This window comes from Nostoc sp. KVJ3 (genome assembly GCF_026127265.1).
GTDB lineage: Bacteria > Cyanobacteriota > Cyanobacteriia > Cyanobacteriales > Nostocaceae > Nostoc.
In genome coordinates this window covers 339462-363603 of record NZ_WWFG01000003.1, presented here as the reverse complement: position 1 = coordinate 363603, position 24142 = coordinate 339462, and the positions used below count along the sequence as shown (strand labels likewise).

The 24142-nt window shown below is 40.2% G+C and carries 29 protein-coding genes and 2 pseudogenes; 25 read left to right on the top strand and 6 right to left on the bottom strand.

Annotated features, from left to right (window positions below; all coding sequences use genetic code 11):
- Positions 1 to 79: 79 nt before the first annotated feature.
- From GTQ43_RS32975 to GTQ43_RS32950, 6 genes and pseudogenes are all read left to right on the top strand, one after another.
- Positions 80 to 1487: pseudogene (locus GTQ43_RS32975) on the top strand (ISLre2 family transposase).
- A gap of 71 nt (positions 1488 to 1558) precedes the next feature.
- A complete protein-coding gene (locus GTQ43_RS32970) occupies positions 1559 to 1762 on the top strand; it encodes a hypothetical protein (RefSeq protein WP_265276945.1) in 204 nt (67 codons plus the stop codon).
- 521 nt (positions 1763 to 2283) lie between these two features.
- Positions 2284 to 2985: an APC family permease gene (locus tag GTQ43_RS32965; RefSeq protein WP_265276944.1), complete on the top strand. Its 702-nt coding sequence runs from the start codon at positions 2284 to 2286 to the stop codon at positions 2983 to 2985.
- Between the two features lie 244 nt (positions 2986 to 3229).
- Positions 3230 to 4078, top strand: a complete 849-nt coding sequence (locus tag GTQ43_RS32960; RefSeq protein WP_265276943.1) for a GNAT family N-acetyltransferase — start codon at positions 3230 to 3232, stop codon at positions 4076 to 4078.
- A 428-nt stretch (positions 4079 to 4506) separates the two neighbouring features.
- Positions 4507 to 5028: a GNAT family N-acetyltransferase gene (locus GTQ43_RS32955; RefSeq protein ID WP_265276942.1), complete on the top strand. Its 522-nt coding sequence runs from the start codon at positions 4507 to 4509 to the stop codon at positions 5026 to 5028.
- A 387-nt stretch (positions 5029 to 5415) separates the two neighbouring features.
- Entirely contained in the window at positions 5416 to 6399 is a 984-nt protein-coding gene (locus GTQ43_RS32950) for a TolB family protein (RefSeq protein ID WP_265276941.1), read from the top strand.
- A 202-nt stretch (positions 6400 to 6601) separates the two neighbouring features.
- Here the strand turns inward: GTQ43_RS32950 and GTQ43_RS32945 are convergent, their stop codons facing one another.
- Positions 6602 to 8062, bottom strand: coding sequence for an ISLre2 family transposase (locus GTQ43_RS32945; protein ID WP_265276940.1), 1461 nt, complete (start codon positions 8060 to 8062; stop codon positions 6602 to 6604).
- 214 nt (positions 8063 to 8276) lie between these two features.
- Positions 8277 to 9796 (bottom strand): annotated as a pseudogene (locus GTQ43_RS32940) (peptidase domain-containing ABC transporter); the annotation flags it as partial.
- Between the two features lie 14 nt (positions 9797 to 9810).
- Between GTQ43_RS32940 and GTQ43_RS32935 the strand changes: the two are divergent.
- A complete protein-coding gene (locus tag GTQ43_RS32935) occupies positions 9811 to 12024 on the top strand; it encodes an RHS repeat-associated core domain-containing protein (protein WP_265276939.1) in 2214 nt (737 codons plus the stop codon).
- Between the two features lie 14 nt (positions 12025 to 12038).
- Positions 12039 to 12380, top strand: coding sequence for a ribonuclease toxin immunity protein CdiI (gene cdiI, locus GTQ43_RS32930; protein ID WP_265276938.1), 342 nt, complete (start codon positions 12039 to 12041; stop codon positions 12378 to 12380).
- 271 nt (positions 12381 to 12651) lie between these two features.
- On the opposite strand, the gene GTQ43_RS32925 is transcribed toward cdiI, so the two are convergent.
- From GTQ43_RS32925 to GTQ43_RS32915, 3 genes are all read right to left on the bottom strand, one after another.
- Positions 12652 to 13755 carry a hypothetical protein gene (locus GTQ43_RS32925; RefSeq protein WP_265276937.1) on the bottom strand — a complete coding sequence of 368 codons (1104 nt, stop codon included), beginning with the start codon at positions 13753 to 13755 and terminating at the stop codon, positions 12652 to 12654.
- A gap of 203 nt (positions 13756 to 13958) precedes the next feature.
- The gene (locus tag GTQ43_RS32920; RefSeq protein WP_265277032.1) at positions 13959 to 15536 is read right to left on the bottom strand and encodes a hypothetical protein; all 1578 of its coding nucleotides are present in this window, start codon (positions 15534 to 15536) and stop codon (positions 13959 to 13961) included.
- A gap of 468 nt (positions 15537 to 16004) precedes the next feature.
- On the bottom strand, positions 16005 to 16217 hold the full coding sequence (locus GTQ43_RS32915; RefSeq protein ID WP_100903988.1) for a hypothetical protein: 213 nt from the start codon (positions 16215 to 16217) through the stop codon (positions 16005 to 16007).
- Positions 16218 to 16440: 223 nt separating this feature from the next.
- On the opposite strand from GTQ43_RS32915, the gene GTQ43_RS32910 reads away from it, so the two are divergent.
- The 12 genes from GTQ43_RS32910 to GTQ43_RS32855 all read left to right on the top strand — a co-directional run bounded on the left by GTQ43_RS32910 (position 16441) and on the right by GTQ43_RS32855 (position 21076).
- Complete coding sequence (locus GTQ43_RS32910; RefSeq protein ID WP_265276936.1) at positions 16441 to 17043, top strand: hypothetical protein; 603 nt, start codon at positions 16441 to 16443, stop codon at positions 17041 to 17043.
- 80 nt (positions 17044 to 17123) lie between these two features.
- Entirely contained in the window at positions 17124 to 17297 is a 174-nt protein-coding gene (locus GTQ43_RS32905) for a hypothetical protein (RefSeq protein ID WP_265276935.1), read from the top strand.
- 28 nt (positions 17298 to 17325) lie between these two features.
- Positions 17326 to 17745, top strand: coding sequence for a hypothetical protein (locus tag GTQ43_RS32900; RefSeq protein ID WP_265276934.1), 420 nt, complete (start codon positions 17326 to 17328; stop codon positions 17743 to 17745).
- 72 nt (positions 17746 to 17817) lie between these two features.
- Positions 17818 to 18063 carry a hypothetical protein gene (locus GTQ43_RS32895; RefSeq protein WP_265276933.1) on the top strand — a complete coding sequence of 82 codons (246 nt, stop codon included), beginning with the start codon at positions 17818 to 17820 and terminating at the stop codon, positions 18061 to 18063.
- Positions 18060 to 18287 carry a hypothetical protein gene (locus GTQ43_RS32890; RefSeq protein ID WP_265276932.1) on the top strand — a complete coding sequence of 76 codons (228 nt, stop codon included), beginning with the start codon at positions 18060 to 18062 and terminating at the stop codon, positions 18285 to 18287. Before GTQ43_RS32895 ends, GTQ43_RS32890 begins: the two co-directional genes overlap by 4 nt.
- Before the next feature lie 8 nt (positions 18288 to 18295).
- On the top strand, positions 18296 to 18556 hold the full coding sequence (locus tag GTQ43_RS32885) for a hypothetical protein (protein ID WP_265276931.1): 261 nt from the start codon (positions 18296 to 18298) through the stop codon (positions 18554 to 18556).
- A gap of 17 nt (positions 18557 to 18573) precedes the next feature.
- A complete protein-coding gene (locus GTQ43_RS32880) occupies positions 18574 to 19347 on the top strand; it encodes an ERF family protein (protein WP_265276930.1) in 774 nt (257 codons plus the stop codon).
- A 41-nt stretch (positions 19348 to 19388) separates the two neighbouring features.
- Positions 19389 to 19706 (top strand): hypothetical protein, encoded by a 318-nt coding sequence (locus GTQ43_RS32875; RefSeq protein ID WP_265276929.1) that lies wholly within the window; start codon positions 19389 to 19391, stop codon positions 19704 to 19706.
- Positions 19707 to 19738: 32 nt separating this feature from the next.
- Positions 19739 to 19933: a hypothetical protein gene (locus tag GTQ43_RS32870; protein WP_265276927.1), complete on the top strand. Its 195-nt coding sequence runs from the start codon at positions 19739 to 19741 to the stop codon at positions 19931 to 19933.
- 205 nt (positions 19934 to 20138) lie between these two features.
- Positions 20139 to 20462 carry a hypothetical protein gene (locus tag GTQ43_RS32865; RefSeq protein ID WP_265276643.1) on the top strand — a complete coding sequence of 108 codons (324 nt, stop codon included), beginning with the start codon at positions 20139 to 20141 and terminating at the stop codon, positions 20460 to 20462.
- An 11-nt stretch (positions 20463 to 20473) separates the two neighbouring features.
- The gene (locus tag GTQ43_RS32860; protein WP_265276642.1) at positions 20474 to 20686 is read left to right on the top strand and encodes a hypothetical protein; all 213 of its coding nucleotides are present in this window, start codon (positions 20474 to 20476) and stop codon (positions 20684 to 20686) included.
- A gap of 33 nt (positions 20687 to 20719) precedes the next feature.
- Positions 20720 to 21076 carry a hypothetical protein gene (locus GTQ43_RS32855; RefSeq protein ID WP_265276925.1) on the top strand — a complete coding sequence of 119 codons (357 nt, stop codon included), beginning with the start codon at positions 20720 to 20722 and terminating at the stop codon, positions 21074 to 21076.
- A 10-nt stretch (positions 21077 to 21086) separates the two neighbouring features.
- On the opposite strand, the gene GTQ43_RS32850 is transcribed toward GTQ43_RS32855, so the two are convergent.
- A complete protein-coding gene (locus tag GTQ43_RS32850) occupies positions 21087 to 21293 on the bottom strand; it encodes a hypothetical protein (protein ID WP_265276924.1) in 207 nt (68 codons plus the stop codon).
- A gap of 40 nt (positions 21294 to 21333) precedes the next feature.
- Here GTQ43_RS32850 and GTQ43_RS32845 point away from each other — a divergent pair, with 40 nt between their 5' ends.
- The 5 genes from GTQ43_RS32845 to GTQ43_RS32825 all read left to right on the top strand — a co-directional run bounded on the left by GTQ43_RS32845 (position 21334) and on the right by GTQ43_RS32825 (position 24138).
- On the top strand, positions 21334 to 21552 hold the full coding sequence (locus GTQ43_RS32845) for a hypothetical protein (protein WP_265276923.1): 219 nt from the start codon (positions 21334 to 21336) through the stop codon (positions 21550 to 21552).
- A 91-nt stretch (positions 21553 to 21643) separates the two neighbouring features.
- Positions 21644 to 22168 (top strand): hypothetical protein, encoded by a 525-nt coding sequence (locus tag GTQ43_RS32840; RefSeq protein ID WP_265276922.1) that lies wholly within the window; start codon positions 21644 to 21646, stop codon positions 22166 to 22168.
- A complete protein-coding gene (locus GTQ43_RS32835; protein WP_265276921.1) occupies positions 22158 to 22868 on the top strand; it encodes a hypothetical protein in 711 nt (236 codons plus the stop codon). Before GTQ43_RS32840 ends, GTQ43_RS32835 begins: the two co-directional genes overlap by 11 nt.
- A gap of 139 nt (positions 22869 to 23007) precedes the next feature.
- Positions 23008 to 23418, top strand: a complete 411-nt coding sequence (locus tag GTQ43_RS32830; RefSeq protein ID WP_265276920.1) for a hypothetical protein — start codon at positions 23008 to 23010, stop codon at positions 23416 to 23418.
- 3 nt (positions 23419 to 23421) lie between these two features.
- Positions 23422 to 24138 carry a hypothetical protein gene (locus tag GTQ43_RS32825; protein WP_265276918.1) on the top strand — a complete coding sequence of 239 codons (717 nt, stop codon included), beginning with the start codon at positions 23422 to 23424 and terminating at the stop codon, positions 24136 to 24138.
- Positions 24139 to 24142: the final 4 nt, after the last annotated feature.

Below are 24142 nucleotides of genomic sequence, written 5' to 3'. Positions count from 1 at the left end.
TTTCTGTAAATTGTTGCGACTATAAAAAAGGTAAAATTTCCTTTCAGGAATAGTTTTGAAATAGGAAGTATCTACCTTTATGGAAAAAAACATATCTGCGAATCTAAATTTCGCTGATTCATTATCAGATTTTCAAGAGGATGTTACAAAACTTTTAGATTTTAAAAATATCGAGGAATGGTCTGGAAGAATAGTTAAAGAAACAGAAGAAAAAATCAGACAGGCTGCGTTAGTTTTAGCAGGTCAATGTATTGCCATATTATTGCATAAGCTTTCTCAATCAGAGTCAGCTCATAAAACAGCAATTAATCAAACCAAAGGTTGGTGGCATACCGACACGCGAAAACATGGTTATACGAAGAGGGAAATATTAACAGTAGGTAATGTTGTAGTAAGCCTCAAATTACCATACGTTGTTCAAAAAAAAGAAAAAAAAGCGAAGAATAAATCTACTCATGTTGGATTCTGTCCCTTGTTAAAATGGTTAGGAATGTCAGAGGGACTAACTCCATTAGTTTGGTCAGATATTGCTGTTAGGTGGTGCCATAGCTAGTTCTTTTGAAGCTGCACATACAATCCTGGACGATTGGGGAATTAATATTAGTGTTAAACGAATTGAACGATTGACATATAAATTTGGTCAAATCGGCATCGATTTACGTCAAACTAAAATATCTAACTTGCAACAAGGGAAATTACCTGATGGGAATATACTTAAAGACCAGAGGGTTGTAATTGCTGTAGATGGTGGTAGGAGTAAAATTAGGATTAATAAAAAAGGTAGAAAAAATCCCAAAACAAACAAGCATGGCTTTATAGGGGAATGGGTTGAGCCAAAATTAGTAACAATTTATGTGGTTGATGAACAGGGAAAAAAAGTCAAAAGTAACGAGATCCAGATTGTAAATGATGGCACTTATGAAGACTATAAAGGCTTTTTACCAATTTTAGAAATGCATCTGATTAGTTTAGGAATTAGTCAAGCAAAACAAGTTTTATTAATTGCTGACGGTGCTGAATGGATTTGGAAACATATTCCACCTCTTTTTAAAAAAATGAAATCTCCCGATGCGACTTATCAATTATTTGATTTTTACCATGTTAATGAGCGACTACAGAAATTTGCTGATGTAGCGTTTAGTGATGATAAGGAGCGGAATAATTGGTTTAAAAAAGCACGGAGAAATTTAAAAAAAAGTAATGCTATGACCATAATTAGGCAGATGGATGAATTTATCTTTGAAGCCACGGGAGAGCGTTGTAAAACTATGGTTATACAGAGAAATTACCTTTTACGTGCCTATCGTGAAAGGCGTTTAAATTACGCTAAGATACTAGACCAAAAACTACCAATAGGTAGTGGGGCAATTGAGAGTTTAATCCGTCAAGTTGTCAACTTAAGAATCAAGGGTAATAGTAAATTTTGGTTGAAAGAAAATGCAGAAATTATCTTACATCTGCGTTGTCAATGGGTAGCTGTGATTTGAACGATAATTTAGCCAAACGGTCACGAAATACTTCACTCTGTACTAGGACAACATATAGTTCAAAGCTATAAATGGAGTTCAAAAAACTCAAAACTCAATTACAGCAAGGAACATGGTCAAATAGTTCATTTGTACCGTACCGCGATGAGAGAGAAATAAAAATTCAGATTTCAGGCGATCGCTTTATCACTCAGTTTCTGGCGAAACATATTTTTGAAACATATTGTGGACATTTTGAATCATATTTTGACCGAAAGTTTAAAATTTTCGACTAAATTAGTGTGTCTTGCTCGGCATTTTTTACCAAGTCTCAAAATAAAACTTTTGGTCGTATTATGATTCACATTTAAAACACGCGGACATAATTTGATTCATAAAGTTAAGTTATTGATTGGCTCAAAAGCTTGAAATTACGTTAACTTTTGGTCACGTTATGGTTCAAAATTTGGTCATGCAGGGGGTAAAATCACAGTAGCTGGAAGTTGGGATAATTTTTGTACTTTTATCTTTAATTCCTTTATTAAACCTCAAACTGCTTGATAAATTTTATACTTTAATCCTGTCTTTAATTTCTTCTTGAGATAATTAATACTCAGTATAAAAGACTGATTGCAGATATTTTTAAACATAATTGTCAAATGACTTGCTAGCAATCTTTGTGAGATATCTCATCAAGATTAATTCTCATGTAAATCAGTATTTTATTTGCAAATAAAATCACCTTGTACCTAAATATAATTTTTAGCGATCGCTTGTTTTTGACCAGACCTCACAAAATCGCATTGCTCCCGTACTGATGTCATATGTGGCAACGGTGGGATATGGCATTCATAACATGGCAGCCTTGTCCCAAGATGCTGCCCCCTTCGATACGATTGCGCGTCACGTTTGGGGCAATGGGTTTGCCTTATTGATTGATTTTGCCGGCATTATGGCTGGATATGCCTCTGCCGTTGCCTTTCTCAACGCTGCTGCTCGGATTGTCTATACCATAAGTCGAGAAGAACTATTTCCCCGTTGGTTGATGCACATTCATCCCACATATCGCACACCGACAAATGCCATTCTCGGTTTGTGTGGCAGTTCTGCGTTTGTGGGGTTGGGGTTGGGAATACTGTGGACACCGATTCAGGCGTTTGGCTTTCTGGGTATAGTTTTAACGATCGCTGCCCTAGCGATCTATGGATTGACTAGTTTAGCGTGTTTTCGATATTTCTCGACAAAACGCCGCGCTCAGTTGGAGCAAAACTCTACGATTCGCTTTGGTTGGTTGCGTTATGTTCTGCTACCTTGGCTCTCGATAATTACGATTAGTGGTGTTCTAGTTGGCACTCTTTATCCCCCTCCACCAGCACCCCTTCACTTAGCACCAGTTGTCGTCTTAATTTGGCTATTGCTGGGCATCGGAGTGTTAAGGTTTCTGCAAATTCACAAACCCGAAGCTATTCGTCAGGCAGGTAGACTATTTGTCGTTGATGAAACTGAAACCCTCAGTTAGAAAAAAGCGATCGCTCTTGAATGATGGTGTAAAGGTTTTTTGTACAAACCCTCGAAAAGGAGGATTAGGAGTTTTAGGGACTTCCAGAAAATAAATTATGCCAACCTATGAGAATGGGGTAAAGCTCACAAAAAAAGCTATTTTAAGTAGGTAGGCACGAAAAAAATATGTATGTTTAGTTTTGTAAAAACAATGGAATGACGAGGGCTGTTGCGCTTGCAAGATTTTAAACAGGAGCAAAAAAATGACTATTACAGAAGATAATTTTCAAGTTCGTACCATGACCAAAGATGATCTAAAAATTGTCTTAAGCTGGGCAGCTTTTGAGGGGTGGAATCCGGGTATTGATGATGTTGATAATTTTTATATTGCCGATCCAGGTGGGTTTTTAATTGGAGAATTAAATGGGAAACCTATTAGCTGTATTTCTGTAGTGCGATATAGTGCTAAATTTAATTTTATTGGTATTTATATTGTTAAACCCGAAGAACGAAAAAAAGGATTTGGTTTAAAAACATGGCTTGAAGCATTGAAGTTAATTTCTAATCAACCTGCTGCTTTAGATGCTGTCTTAGAACAAGTTAATAATTATCAAAGATTTGGTTTTAAACCTGCTCATTCTCATCTCCGTTATCAAGGGATAATTTCTGGAAAAATCTTGCCCGATGTGAGGGATTTAAAAACTATTGATTTTGAACAACTTTGTCGTTATGATCAGCGATATTTTCCTAGTTATCGTCCTCATTTTCTTTCGACATGGATTAATCAACCTCATGGGCAAGGTTACGCTATTATCAACGATGCTGATTTGGTAGGTTATGGAGTGATTAGAAAAGCGACGGATGGCTTTAAAATTGCCCCTTTATTTGCGGAAAATGAAGACATAGCAAAAAAGTTATTTTTAGCCTTAGTTACTTATGCTGAAGGAAGTCCTGTTTATGTGGACGTTCCTAATATTAATAAATCCGCTATTATCTTATTTGAAAAATATCAAATGAACCCTATGTTTGAATGTGTCCGAATGTACAAAGAAGAGTCACCTAACATTGATTGGCACAATGTTTTTGGTGTTACTACTTTGGAATTAGGTTAAGTTTAACCTTTTTAGCTCCTCCTCAACTAGAGCAATCATATATTCCTTAATGGTCATGCCTTTTTTGGTAGCACGGATCTTAATCTCCTGGTGCTGGGGCTAAATGAGCAATCGTACAGAAACTTACGCTAAGGCTGTAATCCTTACTGGATAAGCATTCTGCAAATCGATATTTTTCACAATTCTCGATGTACCAATTAACCTATAGGCTATTTGGTGCGGCTATTTAATACGGCACACCAAGGGTTTGAAGCTCTTAATTTTCAGAGACTTCAATTGGTACAGCTTTATCCGTGGCGATCGCAATATTGAAAGCGGTTCATCAAGTCCTTAGCGTAACTTTCGGTATCACTGCTCATTTCACCCCTTTCATATAAAATCAATCTCAAAATCAATTTCTCGTGTCCCAGATTTTTAAGTACATAATCATGGAAAATGTTGTTACTAAATCATTATATTTAGTACCCTTTACGCAGGAAATAATAAAAGCAGCAATCATTGGGAATCCTGAATTAGCAAGAGTTCTGGCGGTTACAGTTTTACCCAACTGGCGTAATGAAATATTTGGTAAATCTTTGCCAACAATTGCAGATATCCTGTGCGAGAATCCGTTACAAAGTGAATGGGGATGGGGAAGTTTAATCATTCATAAAGCAGAAAAGACACTCATTGGTTACCTTATGCTCAAAATTCTCCCAGATCCCACAGGTTCAGTGGAAATAGGCTATATCATAGTTCCATCATATCGACAGCAAGGTTATGCGTCTGAAGCTACAAAAGCAATGATGGATTGGACGCTTTGTCAACCAGGTATAGAAAAAGTTACGGCTGGATGCGATGCAGATAATATAGCTTCAAAGCGGGTGCTAGAAAAAATCGGAATGCGGCTCATAGAAACACGAGGTAAGGCGTTGATATGGGAATTATGCAAAACAGAAATCATAGAGTAATTGTGCTGAGGAAGTGACAATCTAGCTTCAAAGCCTTATTTAACAAGGATGATAGAAGATGGGGGTTTTTGTACAAACCCTCGAAAAGGAGGATTAGGATTTTTATGACTGAGAAGCGGCAGATTTTCTAAGATAACGTCTCATTATTCCTTAGACTTTGAGAGAATTGTATTTTGAGACATAAAAAGAGACATGATTTTGGTATGTCTCAAAAAGTACAGTTTCTGAGACACGTTGGTGGGAAAAAGTTTGCTGACAAGGATTTGAAGGTAATAATGCCAAACCTCGTTTTTGCTATTCCCCCTTTTCGAGGGGACGTATAAAAAACCCCAACCATTGTGACTAACAGATGTAAGATAAGCATCAGTGCTAATTTTTATAACAAAAATGAAAAGGTTGAGAGAACTCGCATTAGCTTGTGTTGTGATCGCTGCTTTGATCAATATGAATCTCAACGTTCAGGCAACGTCCAAGCGGCTGATTACCCTAGACGATCTCTCTGCTGTCCACCAAGTCAGCGAACCGCAAATTTCTCGCGATGGAGCCTGGATAGCTTATACGGTCGAGAGTACCGATATCAATAATGATTCTGTCAACAACCATATTTATATGACTTCGTGGGATGGCTCCCGCACCCGAAAATTAACTAACAGCAAAGATAGCGAAAGTTCCCCTCGTTTCAGTCCCGATGGAAAGTACCTGACTTTTCTCTCCAGTAGTCAGTCCAAGAGTGGAGGCAATCAAATTTGGCTGCTGAACCTTACCGATGGAGAAGCAGAAAAGATTTCAGATTTTCCAGGAGGTGTTTCTGATTTGGTTTGGGCGCCCGATGGGAAACGACTAGCTGTAATCGCCCAAGATCCACCGCAAGAAACTCGGAACGGACAAAAGACCGCGCAGCCAATTGTCATTGATGGCTTTAAAGGATATCTCGGAAAAAGTCGCCAACATCTCTATGTGTTTGACTTAGCAACTCACAAAGCAGATATTCTGGCACCAGGTGAGTTTAATGAATATTTGCCCGAATGGTCTCCAGATGGGAACAAGATTGCTTTTGTCAGCAAGCGTGGTGTTGATTTTCATCGCCATAACAATTGGGATGTCTACACTATCGTTGCCCAACCAGGAGCAAAAGTACGTCAAATAACTACCAATGAAAGTCCCAATTGCGATCCCTCCTGGGGTAGCCGACCTGTTTGGAGTCCAGATGGGAAGTTAATAGCCTACCTGCAAGGAGGCCCTCAAAAGCTACTTGAGTACGCCGTTTACCATCTTGCGGTTATTCCAACGGAAGGAGGTACTCCACGTTTGTTAACCGCAAAGGGAGCAATGCGATTTTGTGAGGTCGGACAAAAAAAGTGCGATCGCTAAAAATTATATTTCAGTACGGAGTTGTTTTATTTACAAATAGAATACTGCTTTGCACGAGAATTCATCTTGATGATATATCTCAAAAAGATTGCTAGTAAGTCATTTGACGATTATTTCCTAAAATATCTATACTAAGTCTTTAATACTTAGTGTCAATTACAGCAAGCAATAGCTAAAGATGACAACTCAAGTATAAAATTAATCAAGCAGTTTGAGGTTTAATAAAGGAATTAAAGATAGAACTACAAAAAATATCCCAACTTTGAGCTATCCATTGACAACGCAGATGTAAGATAATTTCTGCATTTTCTTTCAACCAAAATTTACTATTACCCTTGATTCTTAAGTTGATAACTTGACGGATTAAACTCTCAATTGCCCCACTACCTATTGGTAGTTTTTGGTCTAGTATCTTAGCGTAATTTAAACGCCTTTCACGATAGGCACGTAAAAGGTAATTTCTCTGTATTACCATAGTTTTACAACGCTCTCCCGTGGCTTCAAAGATAAATTCATCCATCTGCCTAATTATGGTCATGGCATTACTTTTTTTTAAAGTTCTCCGTGCTTTTTTGAACCAATTATTTCGCTCACTATCATCACTAAACGCTACATCAGCAAATTTCTGTAGCCGCTCAGTAACATGGTAAAAATCAAATAATTGATAAGTCGCATCGGGAGATTTCAATTTCTTTAAAAGAGGGGGAATATGCTTCCAAATCCATTCTGCACCGTCAGCAATTAATAAAACTTGTTTTGCTTGACTAATTCCCAAACTAATCAGATGCATTTCTAAAATTGGTAAAAATCCTTTATAGTCTTCATAAGTGCCATCATTTACAATCTTTATTTCGCCATTTCTAACTTTTTTACCTTGTTCATCAACCACATAAATTGTTAATAATTTTGGCTCAACCCATTCCCCTGTAAAGCCGTGCTTGTTTGTTTTGAGATTTTTTCTACCTTTTTTATTAATCCTAATTCTACTCCTGCCACCATCTACAGCAATTACAACTCTCTGGTCTTTAAGTATATTCCCATCAGGTAAATTACCTTGTTGCAAGTTAGATATTTTAGTTTGACGTAAATCAATGCCGATTTGACCAAATTTATATGTCAATCGTTCAATTCGTTTAAGACTAATATTAATTCCCCAATCACTCAGGATTGTATGTGCAGCTTCAAAAGAACTAGCTATGGCACCATATTTTGTAATATCTGACCAAACTAATGGGGTCAAGCCTTCTGACATTCCTAACCATTTTAACAAGGGACAAAATCCAACATTACGAGATTTACTCTTCGCTTTTTTTTCTCTTTTTTGAACAACGTATGGTAATTTAAGACTTACTACAACATTACCTACTGTTAATATTTCCCTCTTCGTATAACCGTGTCTTTGCGTGTCGGTATGCCACCATCCTTTGGTTTGATTAATTGCTGTTTGATGAGCCGACTCTGATTGAGAAAGCTTATGCAATAATATGCCGATACATTGGCCTGCTAAAACTAACGCAGCCTGTCTAATTGTTTCTTCTCTTTCTTTAACTATTCTTCCAGACCATTCCTCGATATTTTTCAACTCTAAAAGTTTCGTCACATCCTCTTTAAAATCTGATAATGAATCGGCAAAATTTAGATTTGCATATATGTTTTTCTTCATAAAAGTAGGTACTTCCTATTTCAAAACTATTCTTGAAAGGAAATTTTACCTTTTTTATAGTCGCAACAATGTACAGAAACCTCGTTTTTAGCACAGGTTGTGTCTTCTAACGAATATTACTCAGGTTATTGTATTAAATATTTAGTATATACGTAAGATGTTATTAGCGATCGCTCTCCAGGTGGGGTCATCTCACAAAATCGCATTGCTCCCTAATAAAGTCATGAGCGCAAGCAATCTTAGCAGCCTCCACAATCTCTTCTGGTGTGGCATCAGGCATTGTTAGAGCAATATTTTCTTGTACCGTGGTATCAAATAACAGAGTGTCTTGTAACACCATGCCGATTTGTTGACGCAGGGAGTAGAGTTCTACTTTATTAATGTCATAGCCATCAATTTTGATGCGACCGGAGTCTAATTCATAAAGTCGAGGTAAGAGTTTAGTTAAGGTACTTTTACCAGCACCACTTTGTCCCACAACTCCAACAAACATACCAGCTTCGATATCAAGGTGAACATTATTAAGTTGGGGGTTAGGACTTTTAGCGAAGCTGAAAGTAACACTTTCATATTGAACTGCACCAACAATTGCTGGCATCGGGATATTATTACGCCCAGCAATTTCTGTTTCTTGGGGAGTATCGAGAATATCAGCCAAGCGTTCTAGCGATAAAGCAGTTTCTTGGAAGTTCTGCCACAGTTGAATCAGCCTTAGTAAAGGACTGGTGACATAACCTGCAATAATACGGAAAGCAATTAACTGTCCCAAAGTTAGTTTTTGCTGCAAGACTAAATATGCACCTACCCATAATAAGAGTAAGCTTGATAGTTTATTGAGGAAGTTAGAGAGGGAACTAGCAGTATTGCTTGTCAGAACATTCTCAAAACTAGCACTAATATATCTTCCATAACGAGATTGCCATTGCCAGCGAGAATTCAGTTCAATATTTTGGGCTTTGACAGTTTGAATCCCAGAAACCACTTCAACTAAATACGATTGAGTTTCGGCATTGCGTTCGGCTTTGGTTCTAGTTTGACTGCGAATAATGGGTGCAAATATAAAAGTAACAAGTGCGAATAATGGCACAGTTGCTAATGCTACAATCGTTAGCCGCCAGCTATAGAAAATCATGACTACAATATAAATAACAGAAAATATAGCATCTAGAACAACAGTCAGAGCAGTACCAGTGAGGAAAGAGCGAATATTCTCTAATTCGTTGATCCGGCTGGATATTTCCCCAACAGGGCGCTTTTCAAAATAACGCAGTGGTAAGCGTAATAGGTGGTCGATAACTTCACTTCCTAAACTCAAATCAATCCGATTGGTGGTATCGACAAACAAGTTGGTACGTAGCCAAGTAATAATGCCCTCTACTATAGCCATTGCTATGAGCAGAAAACCCAGAACATTGAGAGTATTAATCCCGTTTTGAATGATAACTTTATCAATAATTACTTGGGTAATTAAGGGATTTGCTAGCCCCAATAGTTGTACAAATAATGAAGCAATAAATACTTCAATTAAAACAGTACGATGTTTTTTTATAGCAGGTAAAAACCAACTTAAGCCAAATCGTTTTTGAGGAGTTTCTTTGGTGGGTTGCAACAGAAGTACTTGCCCCTCCTCCCCCAAGTTTCTACAAAATCTGCTGGCTTTTTACGGATAATGCCTTGTTCTGGAATGCCAAGAACTAGTTCAAATTCAGTAGCTTTGTAAAGATACTTATGACTCCGTTACTTCTCAAGTGAAAACTGTAACTGATGGTCGAGGAGTTACTAGTTATGGATTTGATAGTTATGACAGGGTGAATTTGATTTCTAATCCTGACGGGCAAACGGTTGGTTATACCTATGACGTATTGGGTAATCTCAAGACTTTAACAACCAGTGCTAGTACGGTTAATTATTCCTACGATCGGCTCAATAGGTTGGATACGGTTACATCGGGTGGGCAGTTGGACAAGTACGGCTATGATGCGGTAGGAAATCTAATTAGTACTGCTTTAGCCGATGGTACAACCCAAACCCAGCAGTATGACGCGAGTAATAGACTCAAGTCAATCGAAACTCGTGACGCTTTAGGTACAGTGCTGTCTAGTTATGCTTATACCCTTGATGGGGTGGGCAATCGCACTCAAGCAATAGAGGATACTGATAGAACTGTTAACTACACTTACGATGAAGTCAATCAATTAAAGCTGGAGTCTATTACCGATCCAACTCTGGGAAATCGAACTATTGGCTATGATTACGATCTGGTCGGAAATCGCTTAAAGCGTAATGATTCTTATCCCAGCAGTGGATTAACGACGTATGTTTATGACAAGAATAATCGACTAACTTCTCAAACATCGGGAACAAAGGTAACTCAATATACCTACGACAATAATGGTTCCATGTTGACGAATGATGATGGGACTAACTCTGTTGTTTACCAATGGATTAATGATGGTGAAAATCGATTAATTGGGGTAACTACAACTAATGCTAGTGGTTCTTCTCAAAGTAAATATATTTACGATGCTGGCGGTAATAGAGTAGCAAGTATTACCGATGGCGTGAGAAAGAATTATCTTGTCGATCCCAGAGGTTATTCTAAGGTTCTGCAAGAGTATGATGCTAATAGTCAGATTTTAACTAAGTATTTTTACGGTTTAGGTTTAATTAAGTCTGAGAGTGGCAGTGATGAGAAATTCTATCATTCTGATGGTTTGGGTTCCACTCGCTTGTTGACTGATGGTACTGGTCAGGTTACAGATAGATATGTCTATGATGCTTTTGGGCGGTTAATTGCTCATGCTGGGGGTTCGGGCAATGCTTATCAGTTTGCGGGTGAGCAGAGAGATAGTACTGGATTGGATTATCTCAGAGCTAGGTATTATAACTCGGATTTAGGCAGATTTATCTCTAAGGATGCTTTTGCTGGGCATTTGGCTAGTCCGATTAGTGAGAATGCTTATGTCTATGCCAATGCTAATCCTGTTAATTTTACTGACCCCTCTGGCTATGAATCTTTGGGAGAACTCTCTGCTGCTGAAGCGATTAATAGCATTCTTAGCAGTATGCAGTATGCGGTAACAACAGGAGCTTTAGCAGGGGCTGCTTTTAATATAGTTCGTCAGGATATTCAAATTGTTGAAAGCGGTCACGAATTCGATCCTAGTGAAGTTTTAAGGAGTGCAGCCGCAGGAGCCGTTGGTGGCGCTTTGCTTAATGTTTTTCCTGAAGCTGCTATCTATTTTGCTATCCAGGGCATCCAAAGTGGTCTCAAAGAATGGGAGGCTGGAAACCGAGCTACTGGTGCTTTTGATATTGTTGCATCAATATCTCCTTTCCTCTCTAAAGGAGTCCGAGATCAGGTTTTTAGTCGTATTTCTCCAACTCTTTCCGAAGCTAATAGGGGACTCCTTAATTGGGCAGAAAATCAAGCTAAAGCATATGCAGCATCAAGGTATAAATCATACCGTAATGGATGGACAGATGAGACAGGCGCTGTAGACTGGTCTGGAAATGATATTGAAGGAATGTCAATTAACTCAAATACAGGAAAGCACTTGACTACATTTGATGGTTTTAGCCAAAAGAAAGGAATAAATGGTACACATAACCTAAATGAATTTATACAAGCTTCAGTGGTCAATAATATCACTATTGTTGGAAGAAGTAATCATCCAACAATAAATGGATTAAGTGATATTTCTTACCAAGTACCTGCTTTAGATAGAGCTGGTAATCCCACAGGTAGTCTTAGAAGCCAAGTATTTAAAAAAACAGTCTATGACCCTAACATAATCTCTGATGCTAAAATACTTGAACTTGGACAGGAAGCTGCGGCAAAAGGATATCAACAAGCTATACAGGGAAGAGTGCAACAGTACTCTGAGGTGGCAGGAGGAATTAAGTTCAGGGTTTATTTAGATAATAATGGGATTGTAACAAACTTCCATCCAGAACTATAGGAGATACTTATTTTATGCTCAAAGAATTATTTGACGGCGTAGACCATACAACCGACCCACTTTGGATAGTGAAATACTACTTTAATGCAATAGGAGGTATCTCTTTTCCTACAGCATTAAATTATCTTCTTGAAGGTACTGGTTATGGTGATGAATATAATATGTGTGAATTTCCTTGCGAAGATGAGGATGATATATTTGAAGGAGTCCGCTTTAGCTTTCTTGATAAAGATGAAATAATAGTTTCTCAGGACATATTCAAAAAATATCTCAAAATAGCGGCTGAAAGGTACATTGAACTTAATCCAGAAAAGGCAGATGAGGTTCAAAATGTACTCAAAAAATTATCTGAATAGCGCTGGTAAGTCAAGTAAATAAACTAAAATACGATGCTTTTGGGCGGTTAATTGCTAATGCTGGGGGTTCGGGTAGTTCTTATCAGTTTGCGGGTGAACAGAGAGATAAGTAAGTAGGCGGAAAAATTTATAACTATGTAACAAAAACTTAACTAGAGCCATTAGAATTAAATTTAATACGTTGTGTACTGTAATTGGCTTTTTCTCCCCTAGCTTTAACACCATCAATCACGGCGTAACGAGTCCTGGAATATGTCAGTAATTGAAATGGTCATCGCTGTTCATTCCACTCCATCAACTCCCCATCCACAATCGCAATACCCCACTGCGGAAACTTCGCCAATAGTTTTTTAATCACAATCTGCAAAGCTGGATCATCACTCCAACACGAGAGCAAGAAATCAAACCTCGGATTTTGCCCCGAATTTCCCGCAACTTTGAGTTTCTGCATCCGCTCCGGTCGTGCATTTGACCGCGCAACAATCGCTTCATGTGACCACTTTTCGGGATTTGGCACAAGTGCGGCGGAACTTTCATCCTCATCAACTGTTTCGATTTCTCCACCCGAAACTGAATTTTCCTGTTCTACCTGCCCCTGAGTTTGATTAGCGATGGCTACGCCCACCGCAGGCATCGCAGAATTTAAAGATTTTTCATTTTGAGCCACAGGCACGGCGGAACAAGCACCTTCATGACAATCTTTCGACTCAACGCCACAATTCTGGTTTTCAGCCAACAACGAAGCGGGATTACTCAGTGAATTATCCGCAAGCGTTAGCGTCGTGCAGTCCATTGCCACAGGCAAGTCCTTCTCTTTCTCTGACACGCTTTGAACAGACTGAGGCGACGCGCCCCCCAAGGGCGCGTGAGCCGTCTCCTCACAGGGCAAAATCTCATAAAGCGTGTCAGAGACACAGCTAACGAACTCTTTTGAAGAGTTCGTTAGCTGTTCCTGAACAGTTCGTGAGGGTTTTTGAAACCCATGCTCTGACTGACTTTGACCTAAAATAGATGCTTCATACAAAGCACCCATTTCTTCAGGGGCAGCATCTATCTCTGAGTCCCCAGCATTTAATTCTCGTTTTTCAGCATCTAGTTCTCGTTTCGTAGAATCCCCTTTTTCCCAAAAATCCTTAATTCTGCTTCCATGTAGATTTTTGACAGTCCACTTCACTGTCTCCCGACCATCCTGAATTGACTTGTCCGGCTTGAAAATGAATAGTCCACTGTCAGAGAGAATTTTCTTCGCCGAGATAAAAGTACTGTATCCCAAAGCTGAGGTCAAAGGCATCCACCGCGAACCGTAGGGGTCAGCCGTCCAGCACTCCTGCCATAGCTGATTGACTGAAGGCTTTTGCTGCGAAGCCCATAGCATGTCTTCGATGGGAATAATTACATGAAGCCTTTTATATGGGGATTGCTGTTTATTGGCAACAGCCTTTTTGGACTTGGACGGGTAATGGTTGCAGTCATTCTACAATCTCCTCTTTATATTGACGCACGGAAATTTCCCCCACTGTGATGCGGGGCTTGGTACTTGTATTTGGTTGTCTAAAAAGTCACCGAGTTACAGAAAACCTATTGAGGTTGCCAGAATCGCAATTCCTCTCGAAAATACCTGTCAGTCTTTTTCGATTGCTCCTTCCAACAATCCCAAGCCACCACTACTTCCTCGCCTAATTCCTCTACCACCTCACCCCTCTCCACATACAAAGTACGGTATGGGTCAGCGTGGGCAACGATAGAACCAATGCTAATAGTGTCGGGTTGAGAGGATGCTTTCTGGAGTGCGGTAATTAAATCTGTTTCCTGTGTGCTTAATTCCGTCCAGTAGTCTGATTTAATCACTTCGTACTCTTGGGCAACATTCCAAAACTCATGCCACGTACACCCAGGTTTAGCTAGCACTGACCTAATATCATTCACCGCCTGGGGAAGCATTTCCAGTTGTTCAGCTCGATATGCGATCGCGGATTGTATAGGTTCACTCCCCAGAATTATTGCCGCAGCTTCGAGCGCTTGGGTGTTGTTCATTGCGCTGGCAAGGTTTTTCAAAGCCATGCCCATCAGCCGCAGACATTCCTGGGCATTCTCTTTAGGAGGTTCAACAGCTAGCGATCGCAGATCAATTGTCTTTTCCAGGGCTTGTTTTACCTGCTTATTCAACGCTTTGGTAGCTTGCTGGGTTATGGTATTCCCCCACTGCTGTTGAGGATGTTCTTGTACTGCGTTTTCCAAATCTTGAATACGCTGCTTGAGTTGTTGATTCTCAGCCTCCAATTTCCTTAGCCCCTCCATCTCCAAGAGCCGTTGCTGTAATTGGATATTTTCTTCTTTCTGTTGTTTAAAGAGTTGTTGCAGAGATTGGATTTGCTCACTTACTTGTTCTTCTGCTCTGGCCGATACTTCTGCTTGTAGCCCAATTCTCAATTCCTGCTCTAGACGCTCTAACTCTTGCTGATGCTGTTCTTTGATTTGGGCGATCGCTTCAGAATATTCTTTGGGGTATCTACGCTCACTCGATTCGGACACAATTGCGGCATCCAAATCACTATTGTTTACAAGCAGCCTCTCGCCATCGCTGAAAGTAACAATCTGCTGATACTTATTGGGTGCGTCTGCCTCAATCACTCCCGATTCGCCATAACGGGGATGCAATTGTGAGGAAACAGTGACAGAATTACACAATTGCGTTTTAGGGTTTTCGCTTTTTGCGGCGCGTTTAACTGTTGGCGCAACCTGCTGCACTGCTTTGGCGAAATCGGCGGCGGTGGGGAAGGGTTTTTCTTTGGCTGCGATCGCAACAGCTTGCTCTAACTTGTCAGGAGTTTTGACCAACCGGAGTAAGGAGCGAGTTTGAGAAGGCTTAGTAATCTTGTCTTTGAGTTCCTCTGGCAGAGTATCAACTACTTTCTTCGCAGACAGCAAATCTCTGACCCGGCGATATCCACCGTGCTTGGTTAGTTCTTTTTCGCAATAATCTTCAAAACTGGCATAACCAGCATCAGAGTAATAGCCGTTATTCCGCATCACCCGCAGTTCTTCTATTGCCTGCCACTCGAACCTATCAATGGCGGTGAAGGTTTCCTGGATGCTGGTGTTGAGGTTGCTGTAATCGAGTGCTGATGTTGTCTCGGAACGGTTTAGTGTCAGCATGGTTTTACCTATATGTGCTGCATACACCCGTAAAAAACTGCTTATATGGGCGAACGAAATTAGCCACTGTGGATGGTACAGGGCGATTTGATATTGTTTTATTGATCATGAACTGTGCAATTTGTGAGACTGACCAAAGAGCAATGTTTTTGAGGCACTAACTCAAGGGGTTTAGTTTTCTCCAAATTTTGAAAGGCACAAAGCATATTTTGAGGTGTAGAGGAACTAGCTATACCCCCTGTTTACTGCCTGTAGCCAACTGTTCTCACAGGTGGTACAGATGCGCCACTTCCATGTGGGATGTGACACTTTTACAGAATATGTCTGTTATCCCAAATGGTAGCACAGTATCATCACAAAAGATGCAACACCTTTAAAGCAGTAAACCCGCCTATTGATTGGCGGGTTTTTCCTTGAGCATTTCTTTTAGTTTTTCTAGTAATTGCCTGAGAGATTCGTTCTCTTCTCTCAGGCGGCAGTTTCCCCCAATACTAACTCTTCTAATTTTGCGACTCTGTGCTTTAGCTCCACAATATCGCCAGACTCAGCTTTGTTACCCAGGTATTGCTCAATTAAATCAAGCAGGACATCGGTAGCATTCTTACCTTCTTCCTTGACCTTTTGGTAAAAAGCATCCTTCTTTTCTGGTGAAATCCTGATATTTAGCCTTGATTCAGTCATAGTACTTTCCTCTTTTCTTGATCAACGCTATCAGCGAAACCCTTGTATTAACAAGTGTACTCCCAGGCATTTATATTTTGTTATCCCAATGTATTGACAATTGGGATAACAGACGCTATACTATATTTATAAGCCTAAACAAAAGACGACCGCCGCAGTCTGGACAACGAAGCGATCGCCCTTTGTGAAAACCTAACCCAAAGCATGAGTCAGGAATATAATTATGACGCATTCAACCTATACAGAGCAAGCACCTCCAAGCTTCAATCTCAACACACTAATCACATTTGCTGATGCCCCTTGCAGAGACGAGCAAGCCCTAGCCCAAGCAGAACTGTACACCCACCTCGAATCCCAAGCCGAAGCTGTAGCGCCAACCAAAGACCCCCTAACATCTCGTGACCGCCGCATTATTGGCGAGATTATCGAAGTCCAACCCGAATCAGTTCGCACCATCTGGATTGAAGGTGGAATCACAGTATGGGTGCAATTAGTCGGTGGCGGACGGCTACCCTTTGAACACAACTGGTTCGCTACAAGAGTTGCAGAGGTCAAAGGGACTCTACCAGAAACCCCACTAGAACGTAACGAACGATTAAACGATGAATTGGAAAAAGTCTGCACTGTTTTTGGTCTATATCACGGCGAAGTTAACTGGTTATCATTTAGCACCAAACTCTATCAAGACGGGCATTTTGTCGGCTTCGTCGGGTGCAATCAAGAAGGTTGGTACGCTCGACCAAGACAGTACGGGGTAAATCGGGTTGCTGGCAGTGCCAAAGATGTGATTGCATCGTTGGGAGTCCGAGCGGCAGTAGCGGCGTAAGTTGCTGAAGGTAGAAAAGGCGATTGCTTCCCCTAGAGTTATGCAATCGCCTTCAAGCTTAATCGTTAATGAACAGAATCATGACACAAAGTAGAGCAAGTAACCTCTTGCTTGAAGTAGATGAGTGTCAAGAAAATATTCTCCTACCTGCTACAGATGCGAATGCAGAGGTGAAAGAAATCCTTAGTACTGCAAGTGAGAAAGGCGATTGCATACCTAGAGTTATGCAATCGCTTCTACAACGAAATTTATGACAATTTAAATCATCATGGCATATCAAATATGATTAGCCCATTTTCTCTTCAACAAGCCGATTGGGATGAATCCCCAGAGAAAATTCTCCTACCTCCAACCGACCCCAACGCAGAGGTGCAAGAGATTTCTGGCTACAAGCTGGTTTACGCTGACGGAGCTTGCCCCAGAAATTATCGAGTGTACAAAGGCGATTCAATGATTGGGGTGATATTTCAACACCTTACGCACTGGTCTAGCGGAATGGATTCTCTTCGATACGCCGAGCCGATTGATGCAGCAGTCGGGCTTGATGAATTTATGACGATGACAGGCTACTTTACAGCGACTACAGAACAACGACCCACGGAAGAAGAGTTACTAGATAAAGAATTCGATTCGCTAACTTTTGAGGAGTGGGAAAGGTTAAAAAGATACGTGCCAGAAACTAGAGATTTAGTTGCAGCGTGAGTAAGGAAACGGGTGGGCAGGACAGACCCACCTGTATGGCGAGGAGCAAAACTAAATTATTAGTTTATCCGAATGCAACAACACAATTCATCGAATATACCAATGGAACCGATAGAAATCCTACAAGAATTTAACTCGTGCTACGCAAAGATTCAGGCGATCGCCCAAAACGAAAACTGGCTTTTGTTGATTGCAGACAAGAAGATTGACCCAGAAGCAGCAACTCACTTGGGCGATGTCCTGCATTATTTGAGCGAGGCAATGGGTTGTGTTGAAGAAATCGTAGAAATCAAGTTTAATCAGGAATCAAAATCATGAAACTCTACGCAACAAGTATTCCTCCAGATTTGCCAACTTGGGCAACTGTTATATCGAATGATGCAGGTTTGATTGAAGTAGAAATAAATGATGAAGACCCTGGCTTTCATTCAATGATTGAAGAATTATCTAATGAAATTCAACCAGGAATTATTGGTGTAAAAGCTAGCGATTTATGTACAAGACACTGCATTGAAATGGTTGATATTAACGAAGAAAATTGATAACCAAAATGAAATTTACAACTGTATCTGTTAGTTACTCTAGAAAATTCAATCTCGGCGACTATGAATCGCTGGAAATAGGCTGCTCTCTCTGGGCGCAAGTTGAGGATGGGGAAGACGCGGATGGAATAACCCAATTCCTCTATCATCAAGCCAAAGCTTCAGTAAAACAAGCGGCAATGCCTGTCTTGAAAGCCTCAGAGTTTCAGATAAATAAAGCTAAGTCTAACAAAAAAGTGTCTGGTGATATCAATGAAAACGATTGGTAGAGTGAGAGGACTAGACAATGCAAGAACTAATCAAAGCTTTAATCAAAGCAAAGGCAGAGTTTAACCCCATTCAAAAAGACGGTACTAATCCTCACTACAAGCGTAAATATGCAACACTAGACGCTGTATTGGATGCTGTCACTCATGCGCTTGGTAAACATGGATTAGTAATAATTCAAACCACTGAAATCTTTGAAGCTAAAACCGTGCTACGGACTCATATTTTTCGCGAATCTGGAGAGAGTATCACCAGTACTTATCCTTTACCTGAAATTGGTGACTCTCAAAAGTTTGGTGCAGCATTAACTTATGCACGACGATATGCGGTTTGTGCAATTTTATCAGTCACGGCTGATGAAAATAATGATGCTGAAGGCGCAACTACTCCTCAAAAGCCTGAACAGCCCCAGAATAACATTAGACCCCGCAAAGACAATCAACAGCCTAGAGTTCAGCCACCAAAACAAGCTGTAACTCCGCCATCAATAAGCCCAAAAGATTTGCGAGTCAAAGAAGTTCGCACACTTCTAAATTATCCACTCGATTTGGTGAAAGAATGGCTGCATTCTCGAAATGTTACGAGTCCAAGTGAGCTTGATTCTGTTCAGATTGATGAATTAGTGAAGACTATGTGTTTAGCTTGGGCTGGTAATAAGTTTGGACATCCTAATCATACTGTTAACTCTTATCAAAAGCACGTAGTTGACGCTGTAGCACGAGGAGTAGATGAAACAACAGCAATTAGCGCATGGATGGAAGGAGCGCTTGCAGAATTGCCTGAATTGAATTGAGAAGAGAAATCATACTTCAAATTAGAAGGAAAATGGAAAAGATGAATCTTTGGTCAAGAATAGATTTAATTGCATTAACAAATGAACGCTTTCTAGGAGACTTTTACGATTTTATTTCTGATTACAGTGGTGGATGGATGATTAAGTTTTTATACCTGGTTAAAGTGAATGTTGCTCTCTGGTTCGGATGGGAGTCACAGCCGGAATATGACGATTGGCATTGGGGACTAGGGTATTTTGGAGAGGAATATCGACAAGACTGGAATGCCCCAATGGGAGCTTGTGATTGGTCAGAAATCTGTACTCCCGTCAGTTTTCTCAAATGGCAATATGGTATCGGCGAAAACTCAAATTACTAATCAATAATAAGCTGTTCATTAAAGGATTAAAAATGGCTAATCTTCCACCAATTAATTCAGTTGTCAAAGTTATTAAAACAGTTGCAGAAAAAGACACAAGGTTAGGGCAAACAGGTACAGTCATCCAGTATTCAGGACACGGCATGGTTTGTGTTCATTTCTCAGATATGCCGCCTGGTCAAGGAATTTTTTTCAATCCACATCATTTAGAAATCATAGAGTCATAGTCAAGATTATGCCGAGAAAATCCACTCATCCCGCCCCTACTGACCAGTCCTCACTATGCCTACAGTATCTTGATCGTTGTGGAGGTAGCGCACGATTGTGCAGTATCAAGTTTAGTCTTAGCGTGATTCAAACACTGGTCAATCGAAAGTTAGTGAAGATTAATAATACTGGTGCAGGATTTTTTGTTGAATTGGAGGATGCCAAATGACTAGCCACAAACAAGTTGTTTACCAATCCCAATTAGACCACAAGAGTAAATTGCTTCTTCGCCGCCGGACTAGAAAAAGATTCAACCCCAGGATTTTCATTGACCGCACCATAGAAACAACTGCAATTGTCTCTCTGCTAATTACCGGATTTGCAGGAGTAGGGGCAACAGGCTGCTGGGGAATGGAGATTGCTACAAGTTCTCAATATTGGCAGCATCAGAAAAATATTTGCCTGGGGGGAATGTTGGTGAGCTTTTCAGCTTTCTTGGGCAGTGCTTTGATTGGAGCGAGTTTCAGTATTCGTCAGGACAAGTTTTAGGAGGAACAACGATGGAAATTAAATTAACCACATCAGAGATTCGAGCTATATTGCAAGGTTGTCAATATACATTGAGGCTTGTAGGGAGTAGTAAGGATTATCGTAGGCTTCAATCGTCCGAGTATTTTTCTACATCAAACGATGTGGTTTTAAATGATGCATTTAATATTTTGGGAGAAGTAGTAGACGCAATTGTTCAGGTGGAACAAGCCACTCAACAGTAAACAGGAAGAATCTCAATTTAGAGGAGTAAGAAAATGACGTTAACTCTAGATAATCGCTCTCAAAATAAAGAATCGTCCCTGACGCAAGCATTACGACAAATACAACAGCTTAACTCCAAGATTCAAGAGTTAGAGCAGCAGCATCAAGATTATATACAGAAGCAACAAAATCTGATTGCAGCCATTGCTGAAATTTGTATTTCTCCAATACAGGAAATACAGGCGCTGCGGATTCTGATCTGTCGGGGAGAAGCAGCTTGTCGGCAGTACTTGCGTTCGGTGCTAGTCAAACAGGGTCAGGCTTCAAAAATGACCACAGGACAAATAGAAAAACCCACTTTAGATAAAAGAGCCAAAAACCGGGGTTTTCTGCAAAATTCAAAAAAATGAATTTTCTCTCTCATAGAGGCGCGGAATCAGTCAGGGCAAGGGATTGAGCAGACCATGAGACAGTTATTTTCACGGCATTACTAGAGTTTTGAGCCTCATCGAAATCATCCGCGTGTCCCAAAGCCTTGATGCTACCGTGTTTGAGGTCGAGCAGAGTCTCATGGTCTGCTTGCTTTTTACCGAAGGTACAAAAATTGTGCCTTCGGTATCGCTGCATCAAAACGCATCGAATGAAAGATTTTATAAGTAATTGCATTATGTCAAACAAACACTTATTGAAGGTGAAACGGATTCATCCTAAAGAATTTAAATTGAAGCACGGATTATCGGTGTCCGAGATTCATGAACTAAGCGATTATCCACCAGAAACTCTTAAGCACTGGTTGGCTGACGAGCATAGTAGTCGTTACCAACAACCAAAAGAATCTGTCTTAAATCATTTTGGTTTATTAGATTTATATTTAAGTGCTTCTTAAATCAAAAAAGGTCACACAGACACTACCCACTTTGATGCGGGTTTTTTATTATAAAAGAGCAAAGTCAATAGATAGTCAATAGTTGTTTGTCATGGACATCAATATTGATACAGATATTGACAATGGTCTTGATACAGAGATTGACACAGATATTGACTATCTTTTTGAGACTATTGACACGGATTTGACTAAGTTCATGAAGTCACAATGGAGAGAACAACTTTTTCATCAAAAACCAAGCCAATCGGGAGTCAATTTCTTGCTTTTACCGATGTCAAAAGCCAAAGCAACTAAAATTTTAGGCATCTGCCCCCGTACATTAGAACGGTGGACAGAAGTAGCTCAACTTGTTCCAGAGTATAGATTAATACTCTTAAGAATGAAAGCTTTTGCTCAAGAAAAGAGACTACGTGCGCCATTAATGACAACGTATCAAGTATGGGTAGTAGGAAAGATTGGCGAATTGTTTTCTGACATTGTTCAAGGCATTGATAAAAAGCCCCTTGTTGAGGCCATTATTGAAGCTAACAAAGGTGAATATACTCGCAGCAACTTTGAACAAGAACAACTTAGATTCACATCATACGGTTTAGGAGAGATACATCATGTCGAATAGCATATTCACCCGTGCAGAATTATTTGAATTATTGAGTGCTAGCTACAGCCCAGAGCAAATTATTGCTGGATTAGAACAACTGGCTCAGTCAGATCCAGCAGTTGATCCGAACGCTCAAGAATTTCCCGTAGATATTAGCGATCGCTTAGAAAGGTTGTTCAATCTAGCGCAAGCAACCCTCAACAAATCGAAGCTGTTAGGAGGTAGCGGCAATTTAGCGAATATACAGACGGGAGCTATGGACATGGCCACTGAACAATTACGAGTAGAAGGAGTCAGCCGCGAAACGTTTAAGGCATTCTTGGACATTGTGGCAGGCAAGACTGTTGCTCAAGCGCTGGCAGTTCATGAGTTTGAGCAAGAATTGTTCGATGAAATCACGAGTGAACTTGATGCTCGTTCATTACAGCGACGCACAGAGCAAGGTTTTGATGAAATAGCGTTTATTTATCAATTGGCTAAAAATCCCGAAATCAGGCAACAAATTACCCAAGAGTACGGGTTAAAGACTGGGGATGAGATTAAGCAACAAGTTCAAACCCTCACTACTGCTGCAACTGTTGGTTTTGACCCAAAAGCATTTTTAGACGAATTAGGAGTGCCGACATCAGAAAAAAAGTCTACACGACCTGCGACGATTCAGGATCTGAAAAATTTGACACGCTCTTTGTTGAGCGAGAAATTCCAATCTCCAGCTTAAAATGGCGCAAGTTCTTCAAGGAGAATCTTTTCGGATTGTTAGTCATTTTTTTTCTAGTTTGTATTGGGCTGTCTGTTTATGTTCGTGTTATTAATGCACCGCCACCCCAGACAACACAAAGTATCGACGAGCTTCAACAATGAAATATCAGAAGCAAGCGATGTTGGGATTATTGGGCATGGGGTTAATCGCAAGTCCTTGGTTATCACAACTACCAGCCCAATTTAAGACTTACAACAGTGGCATTACTATTCGTGAGTCTGAAGAACTAGAACGCATTAAAGCCGAGCAAAGGGCAGCGACCGCCGACAAAATTAACTCTCTTGGAGTTACGCCCTCATTCAGTAAGTTACGAATCAGGAACTATTTAGACTCAAAAAAGCGTAACCCTAGACCTGACACTACAGGTTATTTAGAAGATGAGACAGTTTTTGTGTATGACTCAACTGGTTTATGTATTGGGCGAATTGAACAGAGGCAATGGAAATGGAAATATCGATTCAAAAATGCTTGTAAGAATTCGCCACTACTTAAAGATTCACCCAATTGATTTATGAAATATCTCACTCCAAACAAATCTAATTCACAACCGAAACCAGAATCATCACCACAAAAAGAGCCAAAAAAAGGAGGGAGTGACTACCTAGAATTATTAGCTCGGTGGATTGTGGCATTAATCTCACTGCCAGTCATCTTTATTTCACATATCATTGCCCAATTCGTTACCCCAGGCACACCCGGATACAAGCTTGTTGGTGCAATTGGTTTCTGGATTGGTACACTCCTTTCTACTGATAGCATTTGGCAGGTTTTATTTCAGGGAAAACCGATTTTTCCCTGGTTTGAAACTGAATGGATTGGCTGGCTTGGTTGGTTACAACTCTTATTGAATCCCTTATTTTGGATTAGTTTTGGCATCTCTGCACTAGTGCAAGTGATGGAAGCCCGAACCTTACGTGGTAAAGACCCACAACAGGCCAAGAACGAGTTTGAGGAATCAAAACAATACACACTCGGCAGTAAACCAAATGGGAATATCGACCTGACAGTGGCATTGTGGGGCGATTACAAAGCTGCTGGCATGAAAGAACGTCATACAGGGGGAGCGATCGCACTGTTTTTCTGGGTTTTTGATCTGACTACTACCTTCGTTGGTCGTAATCCCTTTCGCTACACGAACCCTGGTGTGATCTTGGCTTGCTTTGCTTACAACGTAGCTTCAATGATGGCTGGTGAGATTGGTTACAACATTTGGAAATTAACTAAGTAAGAGA